Raw genomic sequence first — 14,199 nt, 5'->3', positions numbered from 1 at the left:
GTGTGTCCTCCTGGTTTGGGACTGCCCGCCGGAGAGCAGGCAAGCCTTGACAGTGTACAGGGGCCCCGCGCAAACGCAAAGAGCAGATGCTCAGAGTTCTCACGGCCCTGCAGAGCTTTCGGCGCGTCCCACGTAAAAGCAGGACACGCCGAGGATGTTGGAGCTTCTGGTCGGGATTGAACCGACGACCTCTCCCTTACCAAGGGAGTGCTCTACCACTGAGCTACAGAAGCGAAAGAGAAAAGCGGGAAACGAGACTCGAACTCGCGACATTCAGCTTGGGAAGCTGACGCTCTACCAACTGAGCTACTCCCGCGTGAACGTGGTGGGCAGGGGCGGATTCGAACCGCCGTACACGTACGTGAACAGATTTACAGTCTGTCGCCTTTAACCACTCGGCCACCTACCCATCCTTCTCGCTTTTGGAGCCACCCAGGAGAATCGAACTCCCAACCTTCCGATTACAAGTCGGGTGCTCTACCAGTTGAGCTAGGGTGGCACCGTCCCTGACAGAAGTGTGGAACGAATGTTCGGCCTCTGAGTGCGGAAGTTTTCGCGCTTGCTGCGCAATCACTTCCGGCTGGGAATAGTAGCACCGCCCCCTAATGGTGTCAATCGGGGTGCGGGGCCAGAGCGGGGCCGGCTCCTGAGCGCCGCCTTGAGCGTTTGCAGAGCCAGCGGCGATATGCGCCATGTGGCGCATTTGGGGCCTGGCGAGGAGGCGTATTCTGACCCGCGCACGGGTGCTGAAAAGGCACTCTGACAGACCACCGCTGCACCTCACCCCTCTTGCCCGCCCCCTGGGAGGCCCCTTTGGACAGTTTCCGCTCGCTGTGGCCGTACATGCGCCTGCACACGCGCCAGTACCTCATCGGGCTGGTGGCCGTGGTGATTGCCACGTCCGTCAACCTGCTGCCCTTTTACCTGATTCGCCTCACGATTGACGGCCTGACGGGCCAGGTGGACGCGAACCCCGCCACGCCCGGCATCACGCTGGGAACGGCGGCTTTCTATGCCCTGGGAATTGTCGTGGCCGCCACGACCGCCGGCTTTTTTATGCTGGTGATGCGCCGCCAGATTGTGGTGGCGTCACGCCAGAGCGAATACGAGATTCGGCGCGACCTGTTTGCCCACCTGCAAACGCTGGACAAACCGTATTACGACCGCGCCCGCACGGGTGACCTGATGAACCGCCTGACCGGCGACCTCAGCGCCGTGCGCGAAATGCTGGGCTTTGGCGCCTGGCAGATCGTGAACATCGTGTCCGGCTTTCTGTCGGCTTTCACCGTGATGTTCAGCCTGAGCTGGCAGTTGACCCTGATCGTGGTGGCGATCGTGCCGGTGATCGTGGGGGTCTTGACCTACCTGGCGCGGCAGATTAACGAGCGCCACCGGCTGGCGCAGGAACAGAACTCTCTGATTTCGGCCCGCGCTCAGGAAAACTTCAGCGGCGCGCGCGTGGTCAAGGGCTACGCCATTGAGGACCGCGAGATTCAGGACTACCGCGCCATGAACCTCGAACTGCTGCGGCGCAACATCGCCCTGACGAAAGTGGACGGGCCGCTGCGCTCCTTTATGAGCCTGCTGCTGGGCCTGGCCTTCGGCCTGATTCTGCTGATGGGGGGCCGCCTGATTCTGGAACCGGGCAGCACCTTTACTGTGGGGATGTTCGTGCAGTTTGTGGGGACGCTGGAACGCCTGACCTTTCCCATGCTGATGATCGGCTGGATTACCGGCATCATTCAGCGTGGTATGGCCTCTTGGCTGCGCCTGAGAGAGATGTTCGACGCCCAGCCGCTGGTCCGGGACCAGAGTGGGCGCACCGACGGACGCATCCGCGACCTCCACGGCGACGTGACCTTTCAGAACGTGACCCTGCGCTACGGGCAGACCACGGTGCTGGACGACGTAAACCTGCAGATTCCAGCCGGCACTTTCCTGGGCATCACTGGTCCCACCGGCAGCGGCAAGACTGTCCTGGGGCAGCTGCTGACCCGCGCGATGGACCCCACAAGTGGGCAAGTGAAGATTGATGGCCACGAGCTGCGGGTGATTCCGCTGGCCACGCTACGCGACGCGATCAGCGTGGTGCCGCAGGAACCCTTCTTGTTTAGCGACACGATTGCCAACAACATCGGGTTTGGCATTGAGGCGCGTGACCTGCCGGACGTGCCCACGGGAGTCAGCGTGGTGGGCGCCCCGCCGCCTGAGGACATTCCCCAGACCCCCGACCCAGCCCGCGTACGCGAGGCTGCCCGCCTGGCCGGCCTGCTGGACGACGTGCAGGACTTTCCGCAGGGCTTTGACACCATGCTGGGTGAACGCGGCGTCACCCTGTCGGGTGGGCAGCGTCAGCGCACCGCCATCGCCCGCGCGATTGTCAGAGAGCCGCGCATCCTGATTCTGGACGACTCGCTGAGCGCCGTGGATACCGAGACCGAGCGGCGCATTCTGGACGGTCTGCGCGAGGTCAGCCAGGGCCGCACCGTGATTCTGGTGGCCCACCGCGTCAGCACCCTGCGCCACGCCGACCAGATCGTGGTGCTGGACGGGGGCCGCGTGGTTGAGCAGGGCAGTCACGACGAGCTGCTGGCGAGGAACGGCCATTACGCCCAGCTGGAGCGGCTACAGCGCCTGGCGAGTGACCTGGACAATGAAGACGAGGCGGTGGCTGACCCGGAGACGGCCGCCACGGCTCTGGAAAAAAATGGCCTGGAACAGAAGGTGACCCGATGACCCGCCCCGACGCGACCGACGCCTACCAGAAGGGCTTTGACGCCCAGCTGACCCGGCGCATCCTGCATTATGTGCGGCCCTACCTGGGGCTGGTGATCGGCGGGGTGGTGCTGGCCCTGCTGATCTCGCTGGCCTCGCCGCTGTTCGCACTCATTCAGCGCCACGCAATTGACGCCTACCTCTCGCCTGTGGCCCAGGGGCGGGGCAACCGCGAGGCGCTGCTCAGCGGCCTCACCCTGACGGCCTTTGGCTACATGGGCTTGAAGGTGCTGGAATTCGCGCTGCAATACGGCTTCATTCTGGCCATTGGGTATCTGGGCCAGAACGTGCTGCGCGACATCCGCGCCGACGTGTTCAGCAAATTGCAGCGCCTGCACCTGGCGTACTTTGACCAGAACCCGGTGGGGCGCCTGATTACCCGCGTGACCAGCGACGTGGACGCCATCAACCAGTTCATTACCGGCGGCCTGGTCAGCCTGATTCAGAGCAGCTTTATCATCGTGGTGTACGTCATCGTGATGCTCAGCGTGAACTGGCGCCTGGCGCTGATTTCCTTCACGGTGCTGCCGGTGCTGTTTGTCACCACCAATTACTTCCGGGCCAAGCTGCGCGACGCCTTCCGCGAAACGCGCACTCAGCAGGCCATCGTGAACAGCAAGCTGAACGAGAACATCACGGGGATGCTGACCACCCAGCTGTTTGGCCGCCAGAAGCGCAGCGCCCTGGATTTCAACCTGAGTAACCGCGCCCTGCTGACCGCCAACGTGAATTCGGTGGGCTGGTTCTCGCTGTTCATGCCGGTGGTGGCGGTGCTGGGGCAGGTGGCTGTGGCGCTGATCCTGTACTTCGCCGCCCGTCAGATTCTGGGCGTGGATGCCAGCGGCGCTGTGGCCGGGGCGATCACGGTGGGAACATTGTTTGCCTTCGTGCAGCTGTCGCAGCAACTGTTCCAGCCGATTCAGGACCTGGCCGACGTGTTCAACAACCTTCAGGCGGCGATGGCGTCCAGCGAGCGCATCTTTGGCGTGCTGGACACCGAGGAAGCCATCGTGGACAAGCCGGATGCAAAAACGCTGCCCAACTTTGAAGGCCGGGTGGATTTTGAAGGCGTGTGGTTTGCCTACGACCAGAGTGTGACGGCGCAGGCCGCCGACACCGACGACCGCTGGATTCTGCGCGGCATTGACCTGAGCATTGCCCCTGGCGAGAGCGTGGCCCTGGTGGGCGCCACTGGCGCAGGGAAGACCAGCGTGACGGCCCTGGTCAGCCGCTTTTACGACGTGCAGCGCGGCGCTGTGAAAGTGGACGGCGTGAACGTGCGCGACCTGGCCCAGTACGACCTGCGCCGTCATGTGGGCGTGGTGCTGCAGGACGTGTTCCTGTTTGCCGGGACCATCGAGAGCAACCTGACCCTGAACAACCCCGAGATTCCCCATGAGCGTGTGGTGGAAGCCTGTAAGTACGTGGGCGTTCACGACTACATTCTGGGCCTGGAACACGGCTATCAGACCGAGGTGCGTGAACGTGGCGCCACCCTGAGCACAGGCCAGAAGCAGCTGCTGGCTTTCGCCCGCGCCCTGATCCAGAACCCGGACATCCTGCTCGTACTGGACGAGGCCACCGCCAACGTGGACACCGAAACCGAGCTGCGCATTCAGGCCGCCCTGGAAAAGGTCATGCGGGGCCGCACCAGCATCATCATCGCCCACCGCCTCAGCACCATCGAGCACTGTGACCGCATTGTCGTGATGCGCAAGGGCCGCATCGTGGAGCAGGGCAGCCACCGCCAGCTGCTGGACAAGGGCGGCTATTACGCCAGATTGCACCGGCTTCAGTACGCGCAGGGGGATGCAGCGGATTGAAGTGGGGGGTGTAGGAAGTGGGTTGTGGGGAGTGGGAAAAGAGGGGGGTGCGGTTGGCGGGAGGCAGTACACGGGAAATGGAGCGCGCCGGCCGTAATGTTTTTCTCCCTCCCTCCTTGTGGGGGAGGGTTGGGGTGGGGGGTGGCAAGCGCAGCTTGCCCAGCATCGTAAGTGTGAAGGCTCCATCCGCAAATTGGATGGAGCCTCCCAATTTGCCTTTCTCTCAAGCCAGCGAGACGACCTCTGCTTGCGGCGCTTCCGCTTGCCCCTCTTCCAGCAGGGGCCACAGCGCCAGCGGAATGGCGGCGTCCCAGCCCTGCGGGTGGCAGGCGGCGGGATAGGGGACGGGGGGCAAGTCGCCTTCACGGGGAAAGCCCGCAAACAGTTCGCTCAGGCGGGCGTCTGGGGCCGCGCGGGCAGCGTCAAAGAGGGCGCGGGTGACCTGATGGGCTTCGGCGTGCAGACCGGTGCGGGCCAGGCCCAGCGCCGCCAGCGCCGTGTCGTGGGGCCACACGCTGCCGTTGTGATACGACACCGGGTTGTAGCGCGGCTCCTGCGTGCCCAGGGTGCGAAGGCCCCAGCCGCTCCAGAGTTCTGGCCCCAGAACCGTGCGGGCGACCTGTGCGGCGTATTCGGGCGCACTGATGCCGGTGCACAGGGTATGGGCCGCGTTGCTGACCAGCACCCGCAGGGGCTGCTTGTCGCCGTTCAGGCCGTGGACGTAGGTGCCGCGTTCAGGCCACCAGAAGGCCTGCTGAAAGGCCGCCTGAAGCTCCCCGGCGCGGGTGTCCCACTCGCCGGCCAGCGTGGCCTCGCCCAGTGTGCGGTACATGGCGGCGGCGGCGCGGTAGGCGGCGTAGGCATAGCCCTGCACCTCCACCACTGCCACATGCCCACTGACATCCACGCCTTCTGCGGTAAAGGTGGAGTCGCCGCTGTCTTTCCAGACCGCATTGGTAATGCCGTTGGGGTCAGGGGTGTATTCCAGAAAGCCGTCGCCGTCGGGGTCACCGTCGGTCAGGCACCAGTGCAGGGCAGCTTCCCAGTGTGGGCGCAGGTCCTGTGCCAGGGCGGGGTCAGTCTGGGCCAGCTCGCCCACCAACCACACGAACAGTGGCGTGGCGTCGGCGGTGGCGTAGTAGGGGCGGTGAGGGGTGCGGCCCAGGCGGGTCAACTCGCCCACACGCAACTCATGCAGAATCTTGCCGGGCTGCTCCAGGGTGATGGGGTCGTGGCGCTGGCCCTGGTGGGCGGCCAGATAGCGCACCACGGTCTTGGCGAGTGCGGGCAGGTAACGGTGCACCATCAGCGCCATGAGCATGGAGTCGCGGCCAAAGGGGGCCACAAACCACGGCAGTCCCGCCGCCGGAAAGGCCCCGAATTCAGTGGCAAAGCTGAGGCTGTGCAGATCGGCCACGCTGCGTTCCAGCACGCGCTGGTCCTCGGGGTCGGCCAGGATGACGCGGGTGCGCAGGTCAGCCCGCAGCGCGGCGTAGTCGGTCAGCCGGGCTTCGGGATCGCCGGGGGTAGGAACCTCCTCGCCTTGCAGGGGAAAGACGCTGACCCGCAGCTCCGTGATCTCCTCGGTCAGCGTCCAGACCAGTGCTTCGCCGTCCCAGCTGGCCGGGGGGCTGGTCTGCACGACGGTTTGACCGCGCAGGCCGTCGCCCGCCATATACTCGAAGGTGACGCCGTTCGGGGTAGGGGTCACCTGCACATCTCGCGTGCCCAATTCGCCGGGCCAGCCGCGCACCTCGAACATATCCAGATAGTCGGCGGCGAGAAAGAGCTTCAGCTCGTGGGGACCCCCGTCCCGGTAACGGGTGACCCGCAAGGTGTCGCGCAGTTCGGTGGCCGTCACCTGAAGGTCGCGGCCCAGGCCCACCTTCATGGTGTAGCCCACGTTGGCGTTGGCGCTCTGTTCGTGCAGCCAGAACGGGGCGCGCTCCTGCTGCATCAGGGGCTGGGGGGGTTCTCCATCCAGCCGCCACTCGTAGCGCGAGAGCACGCGGGTGTCGCGGCGGTACAGGCCACTTTCGCCCTGCGCCACGGCGTAGTGGGCGTCTCCCACCAGATAGAGGTCGTTGTCCTTGAGAACCGTGCGGGTGTTGAGCATGTGAATCCTTGGAACAGGAGAAAAGGAAAGGAGGCACCTGAGGCGCCCAGGCTATGGCGAGGGAGGAGCGCTTGACAGAGTGGCTGAAGGTGGGAAGTTCTCTGACAACCGGAAGGGCTGTCCACAAGGGTTCGAATCCCTGACGCTCTCTGGAGATACGTCTGTACGGGCGTATTTCCTTTTTGAAGCGCTTGGGCGTACATCTCAACCCTTCACAGCACTGTCGGCTCCGGTGTCCACGAAATAGCGCTGGAACACCACAAACAGGATGATGACCGGAATGGCGCTCAGCACGGCGCCGGCCAGGATCAGGCCGTAGTCCCCCTGGCCGCCGTAGAGTTCGCGGAAGTTGGAGAGGCCCACCGTCAGCGTAAAACTGGTGTTCTCGCGCAGCAGCACCAGTGGCCAGAAAAAGTCGTTCCAGGCGCCCTGGAACTGGGTGATCGCCAGGGCAATCAGCGCGGGCCCCGCCTGCGGCAGCATGACCCGGAAGAAGGTGGTGAAGGTGCCCGCGCCGTCAATGGCAGCTGACTCTTCTAGCTCGCGCGGCATGCCTTCAAAAAACTGCTTCATGAGGAAGACGCCGCCCGCTGCCACCAGGCCGCTCAGCCACAAACCCCAGATATTCAGCAGGTTCAGGTCCTTGAGCAGCACGTAATTGCTGACCAGATTCACCTGACTGGGGACCATCTGCACGAACAGCACCGCGCCCAGGAAGATGGCCTCTTTGCCAGGAAAAGTCATGCGGGCCAGGGCGTAGCCTGCCAGCGAGCAGAACAGGATGGCGGCCCCCACGCGCAGGAAGGCGTACAGGAACGAATTGAGCACCCAGCTGAAAAACAGGCTCTGACCAGTTTTGCTGTCGCGGGTTTCGTTAAATGCACGGCGGTAGTTGTTGAAGGTGTAGCCGATAACGCCGGGCGTGATGTTGCGGTAGGCGAACGAGCGCCCGAAGTTCTGCCGGTCACTGGGCGGCAGGGTGCTGGAGGTGATGCTCTGACCGCGCTGCACGTCCACCTGCAGCGGCGTGCGCTCGAACAGGGGGCCGCGCAGGGCGTAGCCGGCCGGGCCGCGCACGAGTTCCACCGCTTGCCCCTCGCTGAGCTCGTACTGCCTGGCCTGGGCTTCGGGGGTGTCCAGCACCACAGGCACCACCTCACCGCCGGGCAGCCGGGCGCGCAGGTCGGCTTCGGGCGCGGCCAGAACAGCGCGCACCGCTTCGCCTTTCTGACGGGTCAGGACCGGGCTCTGCACCGTGACGCGGTAGGTGCGGGTGTCGCCGCGCTGGGCCACCTCCTCGGTCTTGAGGGTGGCGTAGTCCTTCGCCTGGGCCTGACGGCCAATGGCGACCAAGCTCACGGGCTGATACGGAAACAGCGCCACGGTGGGCGGGGTCTGGGGCGCGCCCGCTGGGGACTGCACGCTGACTTCAAAGGTCACGGTGCGGCCCGGCAACAGCCCGCCCTGCCAGCCGTCGGCCCCGCCCTGCACGCCCAAAGACCATGCGCGGCGGATGAGCTGAGGCGAGAGCTGCGGAATGTTCAGGGAGGGCGGGTACTCGTTGGGGTTGTCCTTCATGGAACTGAGCAGCCCGGTCACGAAGGGCCCCAGAAAGAAGAAGCTCATGACCAGCATGAAGGCGTACAGCCACCCCGCCCGCGCCCAGCGCCGCCGCGCCAGCCAGCGGTCGCGCGCGGCGGCGGTCTGCCGGACATCTTCTCTGGGCAGTGCGGTGGTCATTGGGCCTCCGAGGGGAAGAAGCGGCGCTGCACGAAGACCATCGCCAGGATAATCAGCGCCAGGATGATGGCCCCGGCCGACGCCATGTTCACGGGCGCGGCCCCGGCCTTAAAGGTGTTGGTGTAGACGTAGTAGGCCAGCGTAATCAGGGTGTCACCGGGCGCCGCTGTGCCAATCACCGCCACCTGGTCGAACATCTGCATGGTGCCGATCAGGCCCACGGTAATGACGTAAAAGGTTACGGGACGCAGCATGGGCACGGTCACGCGCGTCAGCTTCTGCCAGGGGGTTGCGCCGTCGATGTCGGCGGCCTCGTACAGCGCGCCGGGAATGTTTTGCAGGCCCGCCAGGAAGAACAGCATCAGGGTGGGGATGGTGGTAAAGGTGTTCTGAATGACCACGACCAGCAGCGGAATGCTCAGCACCCGCACGCCCCCCACCTCAATCCACTTGTCGGCAAAATACTGGTAGTCGAAGGGCGGCACCTCGCGCACGCCCACCACACCAGCCCAGGCCAGCCCGGCTGTGACCGCCAGGGCGACCAGGGCACTGACGGCGGCCAGCGCGGGATCAAACCAGCCGGCGGGCAAGCGGCGTGCCCGCTCCAGCAGCACCTGCACCACCTGAGCAACCAGCAGTACGCCCAGAAAGGTCAGCAGCAGCGGCGCGTAGGCCTGCGCCTGCGTGATGACGTAGTTGGCAATGCCCCGGCGTTGAAACAACCACAGGAAAATCAGGGTGATGACCACGCTGCTGGTGATGCTGGGCATGTACCACGCCGAGCGGAAAAAGCCCATGCCGCGAATCTTGTTGTTTAGCGCGACAGCCATCAGCAGCGCGCCCACGGTTTGCAGGGTGGTGGTCAGCACGGCGAAGACCAGGCTGTTGCCCAGTGCCCGGCGAAACGAAGGATCGCCCAGCACGTCCGCGTAGGGTTTCACCCCAATCAGTTGCGGCGTGTTGAACAGGTTGAAATCGGTAAACGAGTAGTACACCGCGCGCCCAAAGGCGTAGAAGAAAAAGACGGCCGTGGTCACCAGAAACGGCGCCAGAAAGAGGTACGCCGTGGGCGTCTGAGAGAAGCGCTGTCTCATGTCAGGCGCTCTGGCAGGGGCGTTCCCAATACGTTGTGGTGTGAGACAATGGCTTCAAGGCGGGGAAAAGACCGTTCGGACCGGCAGCTTCGGGACACGCTCTGGCCTGGTGTGGGCATAGGAGCCTCCGGGGACAACAAAGGGGGTCGGGGCCAGCCGCCAGTGGGCCGCCCCGACCCGGCTGCGCGCCTAGCGGTTCTGGAAGGTGTTCATGTCCGCCTGCGCCTTTTTCAGGGCGTCGGCGGCACTCTTTTGTCCGCTCAGCACGGCGGCCAGGGCCTCATTAATGGGCTTGCCCCAGTCGGTGCCCTGCGGCCCGAAGGTAAAGGCGCGCACGTTGCCGTCGTCGGCGCCGTCAAAGACCAGGCGGCTATTCACGGCGCCAGGATCGGTCTTCTTGAAGTAGGCGTTGCTGGTCAGGGCGGTGCGGCTGGGAATGGCCAGGCCCTGTTCGAGCACGTACTGCTGCACCTGCGGGCTGGTCAGGATGTTCAGCACCTTCAGGGCCGCCTGCCGGTTCTTGGTGCCGCTGTTGACAGCCCAGCCCACGGTGTACAGGAAGTTGCCGCGCGTGCCGGTCTTGGTGTATTTGGGCATCAGGGCGGTGCCGAATTTCAGGTTGGGAGCGTTGTCGCGCAGGAAGTTCACGACCCAGTTGCCTTCAATGGCCACCGCCACCTTGCCGGACTTCAGGCAGCCGCCGGTCCAGCCTTCGCTGACCTCGCTGGGCTGAATGCCCACCTTGTTGCGGGCCAGGCCGGTGTAGAAGTTAAAAGCCTCCACAAACCGGGGGTCGGCCAGATTGGTCTTGCCCTTGGAGTCAAACTGCTGCCAGCCAGTGGCAAAGGCAAAGGCGCCAAAGCGGTCCCAGTTGGGCTGCAGACAAATCCCGGCGTAGTCGCCGCCCAGTTTCTGTTTCAGGGTGGTCAGCTTGGTTTGCAGCGTGGCCCAGGTGTCGTTGTTATTGGGGTAAGCCACGCCCGCCTCGTCAAACAGGTCGCGGTTATACACCAGGGTCAGGGTGTTGAAATCCTTGGCCACGCCGTACAGGCGGCCGCCCTTGGTAAAGGCCGTGTTCAGGCTCTTGATAAAGGGGCCAGTGCTGACCAGGCCGTTCAGGGGCAGCACCTTGCCGGTGGCCACAAAGCCGTCAATGGTCTCGGCGGGCAGGTAGAACACGTCGCCCGCGTTGCCAGCGGCCAGCAGGGTGGTCAGGGACTTGTTGTAGTCGCCCTGAAGCGGCTCGTAGATCACCGTGATCTTGTCTTTGGCCAGCGCCGGCTTCACAAAGCGGTTGATCAGGTCGCCCACGACGGCGGGGTCGGTGCCGCCGTACCCGTTGATCTTGATGGTGGTCTGGGCGGCCACTGTCTGGGCGGCACTGGCAGCGAGAACGGCGAGGCTGAGCAGGAGCGTCTTGTTCATGGCATCCCTCCGGGGACTGGCGCGGTGGTCGCGCCGGGAATCAGCTGTACAGGAATGAATTCGCCCCTGGGCGGCCGGCCGGCAATGGCCTCCTGCACCAGGGTCAGGGCGGTGGCGGCAATGCGGGGAATGTCCTGCGCCACGGTGGTCAGGGTCAGCGGAATGGGCAGTTCGGGCAGACCGTCAAAGCCCACCACGCTCACGGCCTCAGGGACCCGCACCCCCAGGTCGTCCAGAGCGGCCACGGCTCCGGCGGCGCTCTCGTCGCTCTGGGCAAACAGGCCGGTAAACCGCAGCCCGCCCTCCCAGGCCCGTCGCACCGCGCGGTAGCCGCCCAGCACCGAAAAATCGCTGGGAATGGTGTGCAGGGTGGCCCCGGCGGCGCGGGCCGCGTCCCGGCAGCCGTATTCACGGTCCTGCGCCACCTGGCTGGGGCCGCTGCCCAGGTAAACCAGCTGGCGGTGCCCGGCCGCAGTCAGCTGCTGGGTGGCCAGCCGCGCGCCGCCCACGTCGTCTGGCGCCACCCAGAAGGCCCCTGGCTGATGCCCAATCAGAACGGCGGGCACGCCCTGAGCCTTCAGGTACTCCAGGCGGGGGTCGCCGTCCAGGGCGTGCAGCACCAGCACGGCGCTGGGCAGCCGCGCCATACGCGTCAGGTCGGCGCGCAGGTCCACCAGTTGCACCCCCTGCGGCGCTGTCTGACTTTCCAGGGCGCGGCGAAACAGCACCTGATAGGGATGAAGCAGGGGATCGTCCCGGTCCAGTGACAGGCCCAGCGTGCGCCCGGTGCGCCAGCTGAGGTGCCGCGCGGCGGGGTCAGGCGTGTAGTCCAGCTGTGCCATGACTGTCTGCACGCGCTGCCGCGTGCGCTCGGCAACGGTCGAGTGGCCGTTGAGCACGCGGCTCACGGTGCCCTTGCTGACACCAGCTGCGCGGGCAATATCGTCAATGGTGGCGCGGGTGGCGGGGGTCATGGCCTGATTCTGGCGGCTCCTGGGGGAAGGAAGAGGATAGAGCACGAAATGGGTGTTTGTAACCGGTTACAGAAAATAGCAGGCTAAAGATAGTGGAGGTGAGGAGGCAAGGCAGCCTAAACGTTAAATGTAATCGGTTACAAAACCATCCTACTCCTGATGGCGCGGCTGTCAAGTCTGGCTCACTTATGCAATGGGCGGAGTGAAGCGCTGACTCGGCCGTAGGCAAAACGATTTGAACAGACGCAGAAAACGGCGTGTTAGAGGGGCGGAGATAAATGGATTCCGGGCGGAGCTTTGGAAACTTATTTGTCCTGAGTGGTGAAAGCAACAGTTAATAGACCAATTGAGACTCTGGGCGGGGCAGCCCACTGACCTCTTGGCGGCGCATACAACCTTCCCATCTCATCCTCACTCCCAGCCCAACAAAGCTGTTGTCCCTGAAGAAGTAAACGCCTGTTAGAGCGCAGGCTGTTTCACTGACGCATGACCCTTCTGCCCAGCACTGACCTGCCCACCCAGGACCTTCCCACCACCGACCTGAGTGACGTACATCCCCAGGCGCGCGTGCTGGCGCCAGTCTTTACGGAATATGGTGGGCGGCCCCGTTTTGTGGGCGCCGCCGTGACCCTGCGTGTTCAGGACCACAACCCCCTGGTGCGGGCCGAACTGGAAACCCCAGGCGAGGGCCGCGTGCTGGTCGTGGACGGCGGCGGCAGCCTTAACTGCGCCCTGCTGGGTGGGCTGCTGGGCGAACTGGCGGTTGAGAACGGCTGGGCCGGCGTCATTGTGCACGGCTGCGTGCGCGACACCGCTGAACTGCGTCGCCTGAATCTGGGGGTGCGCGCCCTGGTCCCTCATCCCCGCAAAAGCGGCAAGCAAGTGCAGGGAGAGCGTGGCGTCCCCGTGACCTTTGCGGGGGTCACCATCCAGCCCGGCGACATGATGTATGCCGACGAAGACGGCATTCTGGTCCTGCCAGCTATAAGCGAGTGAGGGGAGAGGAGGTGCCTTACCCTGGCCGCCTCCAAGCAGGGCCTTGGGCCTGGGCTGGGGAGCCAGAGAGGGTCCGGGTGAGGATCTGGACGGTCCGTGCCTACGCGGCCGGTCACCCGGCGCAAAGGACAGACGACACGGTCCCCCGGCGCGCGCGCGCGTAGACTCCGCACATGCTTGAAGGTGTCCTTGCCCGGCTGGACGAAGCCGGGAACCTCGTGCCGCGCTTTACCGCGCCCCGCTGCTTGCTGGAGCGCCAGGCGGTGGGCGGCTGCGACGCCTGTCACGCCACCTGCCCGCACGGCGCCATCAGTCTGGGGATGGTCGGCCAGAGTGTGCAGATTGACCCGGCCAAGTGCACCGGCTGCGGCCTGTGCGTGCAGGTGTGCCCCAGTGGCGCCCTGGAATACAACTTGGAACCGGCGCTGCAAAGCGTGAAAGACCAGCAGGCCCCAGACCGGCGCGCGACCCCCGACGCCAGCCTGACCTGTTCGCGCAGCGGCGCGGGTGGACCGTCGCTGCCGTGCCTGGGGCGCGTGACCCCGGCCCTGCTGTCGGCAGCCGGGGCCTGGGGCACGCCTTTGACCCTGCTGCACGGGGACTGCGGCGAGTGTCCCGTCGGTGCCCCAGACGTGCCGGCCCGCCTGGAACGGGTGCTGGACGAGGCCCAGCGCCTGCGTGAGCCGACTGGCCAGCCCGCACAGGTGAGTATTCGCGCGGCCCAGCCTGAAGACGCCGGGCGGTCCTTGACCGTCTCGCGGCGCGGCGCCTTTGGTGCCCTGTTCCGCGCGGGCAAGCAGCAAGTCGCCCAGAGCATCCCGGACCAGCCCCTGCCCTTTATTGACTGGAGCGTGCCCGAGGACCGTACGCCCCAGGAATGGGTGTGGCGGGCGCGCAGCCTCAAACCCGCCCCGCCCGAAGACGCCGCCATTCTGTGGCCCGCCCCGCTGGTGGACGAGAAGTGCATTGACTGCCCGGTATGCGCCAACGTGTGCCCCACCAACGCCATCACGCGCGACCTGCAACCCGACGGCGGTGTGCATTTGCTGCTGAACCTGAGTGCCTGTACCGGCTGTATGGCGTGCCTGCATTCGTGCCCCCCCCAGGCCATTCATGCCCAGAGCCACTGGCGCCCGGCGGCCTTCCGCGCGCCCCTGCTGCTGCGTGAGAGCGATACGGTGATGTAGGAAGGAAGGGGTGGGCAGAGCGCAGGGCGAGTGAGGAGGGCCGCCGGCCAAACTCTCCTTCCCCGCCCT

The 14,199-nt window shown here is 65.2% G+C and carries 9 protein-coding genes and 4 tRNA genes; 4 read left to right on the top strand and 9 right to left on the bottom strand.

All coding sequences use genetic code 11. The features are described from left to right. Positions 1 to 158: 158 nt before the first annotated feature. From GO986_RS15530 to GO986_RS15515, 4 genes are all read right to left on the bottom strand, one after another. Positions 159 to 233 (bottom strand) — tRNA-Thr (locus GO986_RS15530). Between the two features lie 10 nt (positions 234 to 243). After that, positions 244 to 316, bottom strand: a tRNA-Gly gene (locus GO986_RS15525). 7 nt (positions 317 to 323) lie between these two features. Beyond that, positions 324 to 409, bottom strand: a tRNA-Tyr gene (locus GO986_RS15520). Between the two features lie 14 nt (positions 410 to 423). After that, positions 424 to 499: transfer RNA gene (locus tag GO986_RS15515), tRNA-Thr, on the bottom strand. Between the two features lie 314 nt (positions 500 to 813). Here GO986_RS15515 and GO986_RS15510 point away from each other — a divergent pair. Further along, on the top strand, positions 814 to 2,736 hold the full coding sequence (locus GO986_RS15510; protein WP_198170717.1) for an ABC transporter ATP-binding protein: 1,923 nt from the start codon (positions 814 to 816) through the stop codon (positions 2,734 to 2,736). Beyond that, positions 2,733 to 4,598: an ABC transporter ATP-binding protein gene (locus GO986_RS15505; RefSeq protein WP_157460208.1), complete on the top strand. Its 1,866-nt coding sequence runs from the start codon at positions 2,733 to 2,735 to the stop codon at positions 4,596 to 4,598. Before GO986_RS15510 ends, GO986_RS15505 begins: the two co-directional genes overlap by 4 nt. A gap of 223 nt (positions 4,599 to 4,821) precedes the next feature. On the opposite strand, the gene GO986_RS15500 is transcribed toward GO986_RS15505, so the two are convergent. The 5 genes from GO986_RS15500 to GO986_RS15480 form a co-directional block, all read right to left on the bottom strand. Beyond that, positions 4,822 to 6,714: an amylo-alpha-1,6-glucosidase gene (locus tag GO986_RS15500; RefSeq protein ID WP_157460207.1), complete on the bottom strand. Its 1,893-nt coding sequence runs from the start codon at positions 6,712 to 6,714 to the stop codon at positions 4,822 to 4,824. 204 nt (positions 6,715 to 6,918) lie between these two features. Next, positions 6,919 to 8,454 (bottom strand): carbohydrate ABC transporter permease, encoded by a 1,536-nt coding sequence (locus GO986_RS15495; protein ID WP_157460206.1) that lies wholly within the window; start codon positions 8,452 to 8,454, stop codon positions 6,919 to 6,921. Further along, the gene (locus GO986_RS15490) at positions 8,451 to 9,548 is read right to left on the bottom strand and encodes a carbohydrate ABC transporter permease (protein ID WP_157460205.1); all 1,098 of its coding nucleotides are present in this window, start codon (positions 9,546 to 9,548) and stop codon (positions 8,451 to 8,453) included. The genes GO986_RS15495 and GO986_RS15490 overlap by 4 nt, the downstream gene beginning before the upstream one ends. A gap of 189 nt (positions 9,549 to 9,737) precedes the next feature. Beyond that, positions 9,738 to 10,973: an ABC transporter substrate-binding protein gene (locus GO986_RS15485; RefSeq protein ID WP_157460204.1), complete on the bottom strand. Its 1,236-nt coding sequence runs from the start codon at positions 10,971 to 10,973 to the stop codon at positions 9,738 to 9,740. Then, on the bottom strand, positions 10,970 to 11,947 hold the full coding sequence (locus tag GO986_RS15480) for a LacI family DNA-binding transcriptional regulator (protein WP_157460203.1): 978 nt from the start codon (positions 11,945 to 11,947) through the stop codon (positions 10,970 to 10,972). The genes GO986_RS15485 and GO986_RS15480 overlap by 4 nt, the downstream gene beginning before the upstream one ends. A gap of 486 nt (positions 11,948 to 12,433) precedes the next feature. Here GO986_RS15480 and rraA point away from each other — a divergent pair, with 486 nt between their 5' ends. After that, complete coding sequence (rraA, locus tag GO986_RS15475; protein WP_157460202.1) at positions 12,434 to 12,943, top strand: ribonuclease E activity regulator RraA; 510 nt, start codon at positions 12,434 to 12,436, stop codon at positions 12,941 to 12,943. A gap of 173 nt (positions 12,944 to 13,116) precedes the next feature. Further along, a complete protein-coding gene (locus tag GO986_RS15470) occupies positions 13,117 to 14,130 on the top strand; it encodes a 4Fe-4S dicluster domain-containing protein (RefSeq protein WP_157460201.1) in 1,014 nt (337 codons plus the stop codon). Positions 14,131 to 14,199: the final 69 nt, after the last annotated feature.

The sequence above is a fragment of the Deinococcus arboris genome, from assembly GCF_009755355.1.
GTDB classification, from domain to species: Bacteria; Deinococcota; Deinococci; order Deinococcales; family Deinococcaceae; genus Deinococcus; species Deinococcus betulae.
Note: the sequence above shows the minus strand (reverse complement) of the source record. Positions and strands in the feature narration are given on the sequence as shown.

What these genes read in the sequence shown, in the direction of transcription:
- GO986_RS15505 (WP_157460208.1), top strand. Translation starts at nt 2,733, where the DNA reads ATGACCCGCCCCGACGCGACCGACGCCTACCAGAAGGGCTTTGACGCC.
- GO986_RS15500 (WP_157460207.1), bottom strand. Translation starts at nt 6,714, where the DNA reads ATGCTCAACACCCGCACGGTTCTCAAGGACAACGACCTCTATCTGGTG.
- GO986_RS15495 (WP_157460206.1), bottom strand. Translation starts at nt 8,454, where the DNA reads ATGACCACCGCACTGCCCAGAGAAGATGTCCGGCAGACCGCCGCCGCG.
- GO986_RS15490 (WP_157460205.1), bottom strand. Translation starts at nt 9,548, where the DNA reads ATGAGACAGCGCTTCTCTCAGACGCCCACGGCGTACCTCTTTCTGGCG.
- GO986_RS15485 (WP_157460204.1), bottom strand. Translation starts at nt 10,973, where the DNA reads ATGAACAAGACGCTCCTGCTCAGCCTCGCCGTTCTCGCTGCCAGTGCC.
- GO986_RS15480 (WP_157460203.1), bottom strand. Translation starts at nt 11,947, where the DNA reads ATGACCCCCGCCACCCGCGCCACCATTGACGATATTGCCCGCGCAGCT.
- rraA (WP_157460202.1), top strand. Translation starts at nt 12,434, where the DNA reads ATGACCCTTCTGCCCAGCACTGACCTGCCCACCCAGGACCTTCCCACC.
- GO986_RS15470 (WP_157460201.1), top strand. Translation starts at nt 13,117, where the DNA reads ATGCTTGAAGGTGTCCTTGCCCGGCTGGACGAAGCCGGGAACCTCGTG.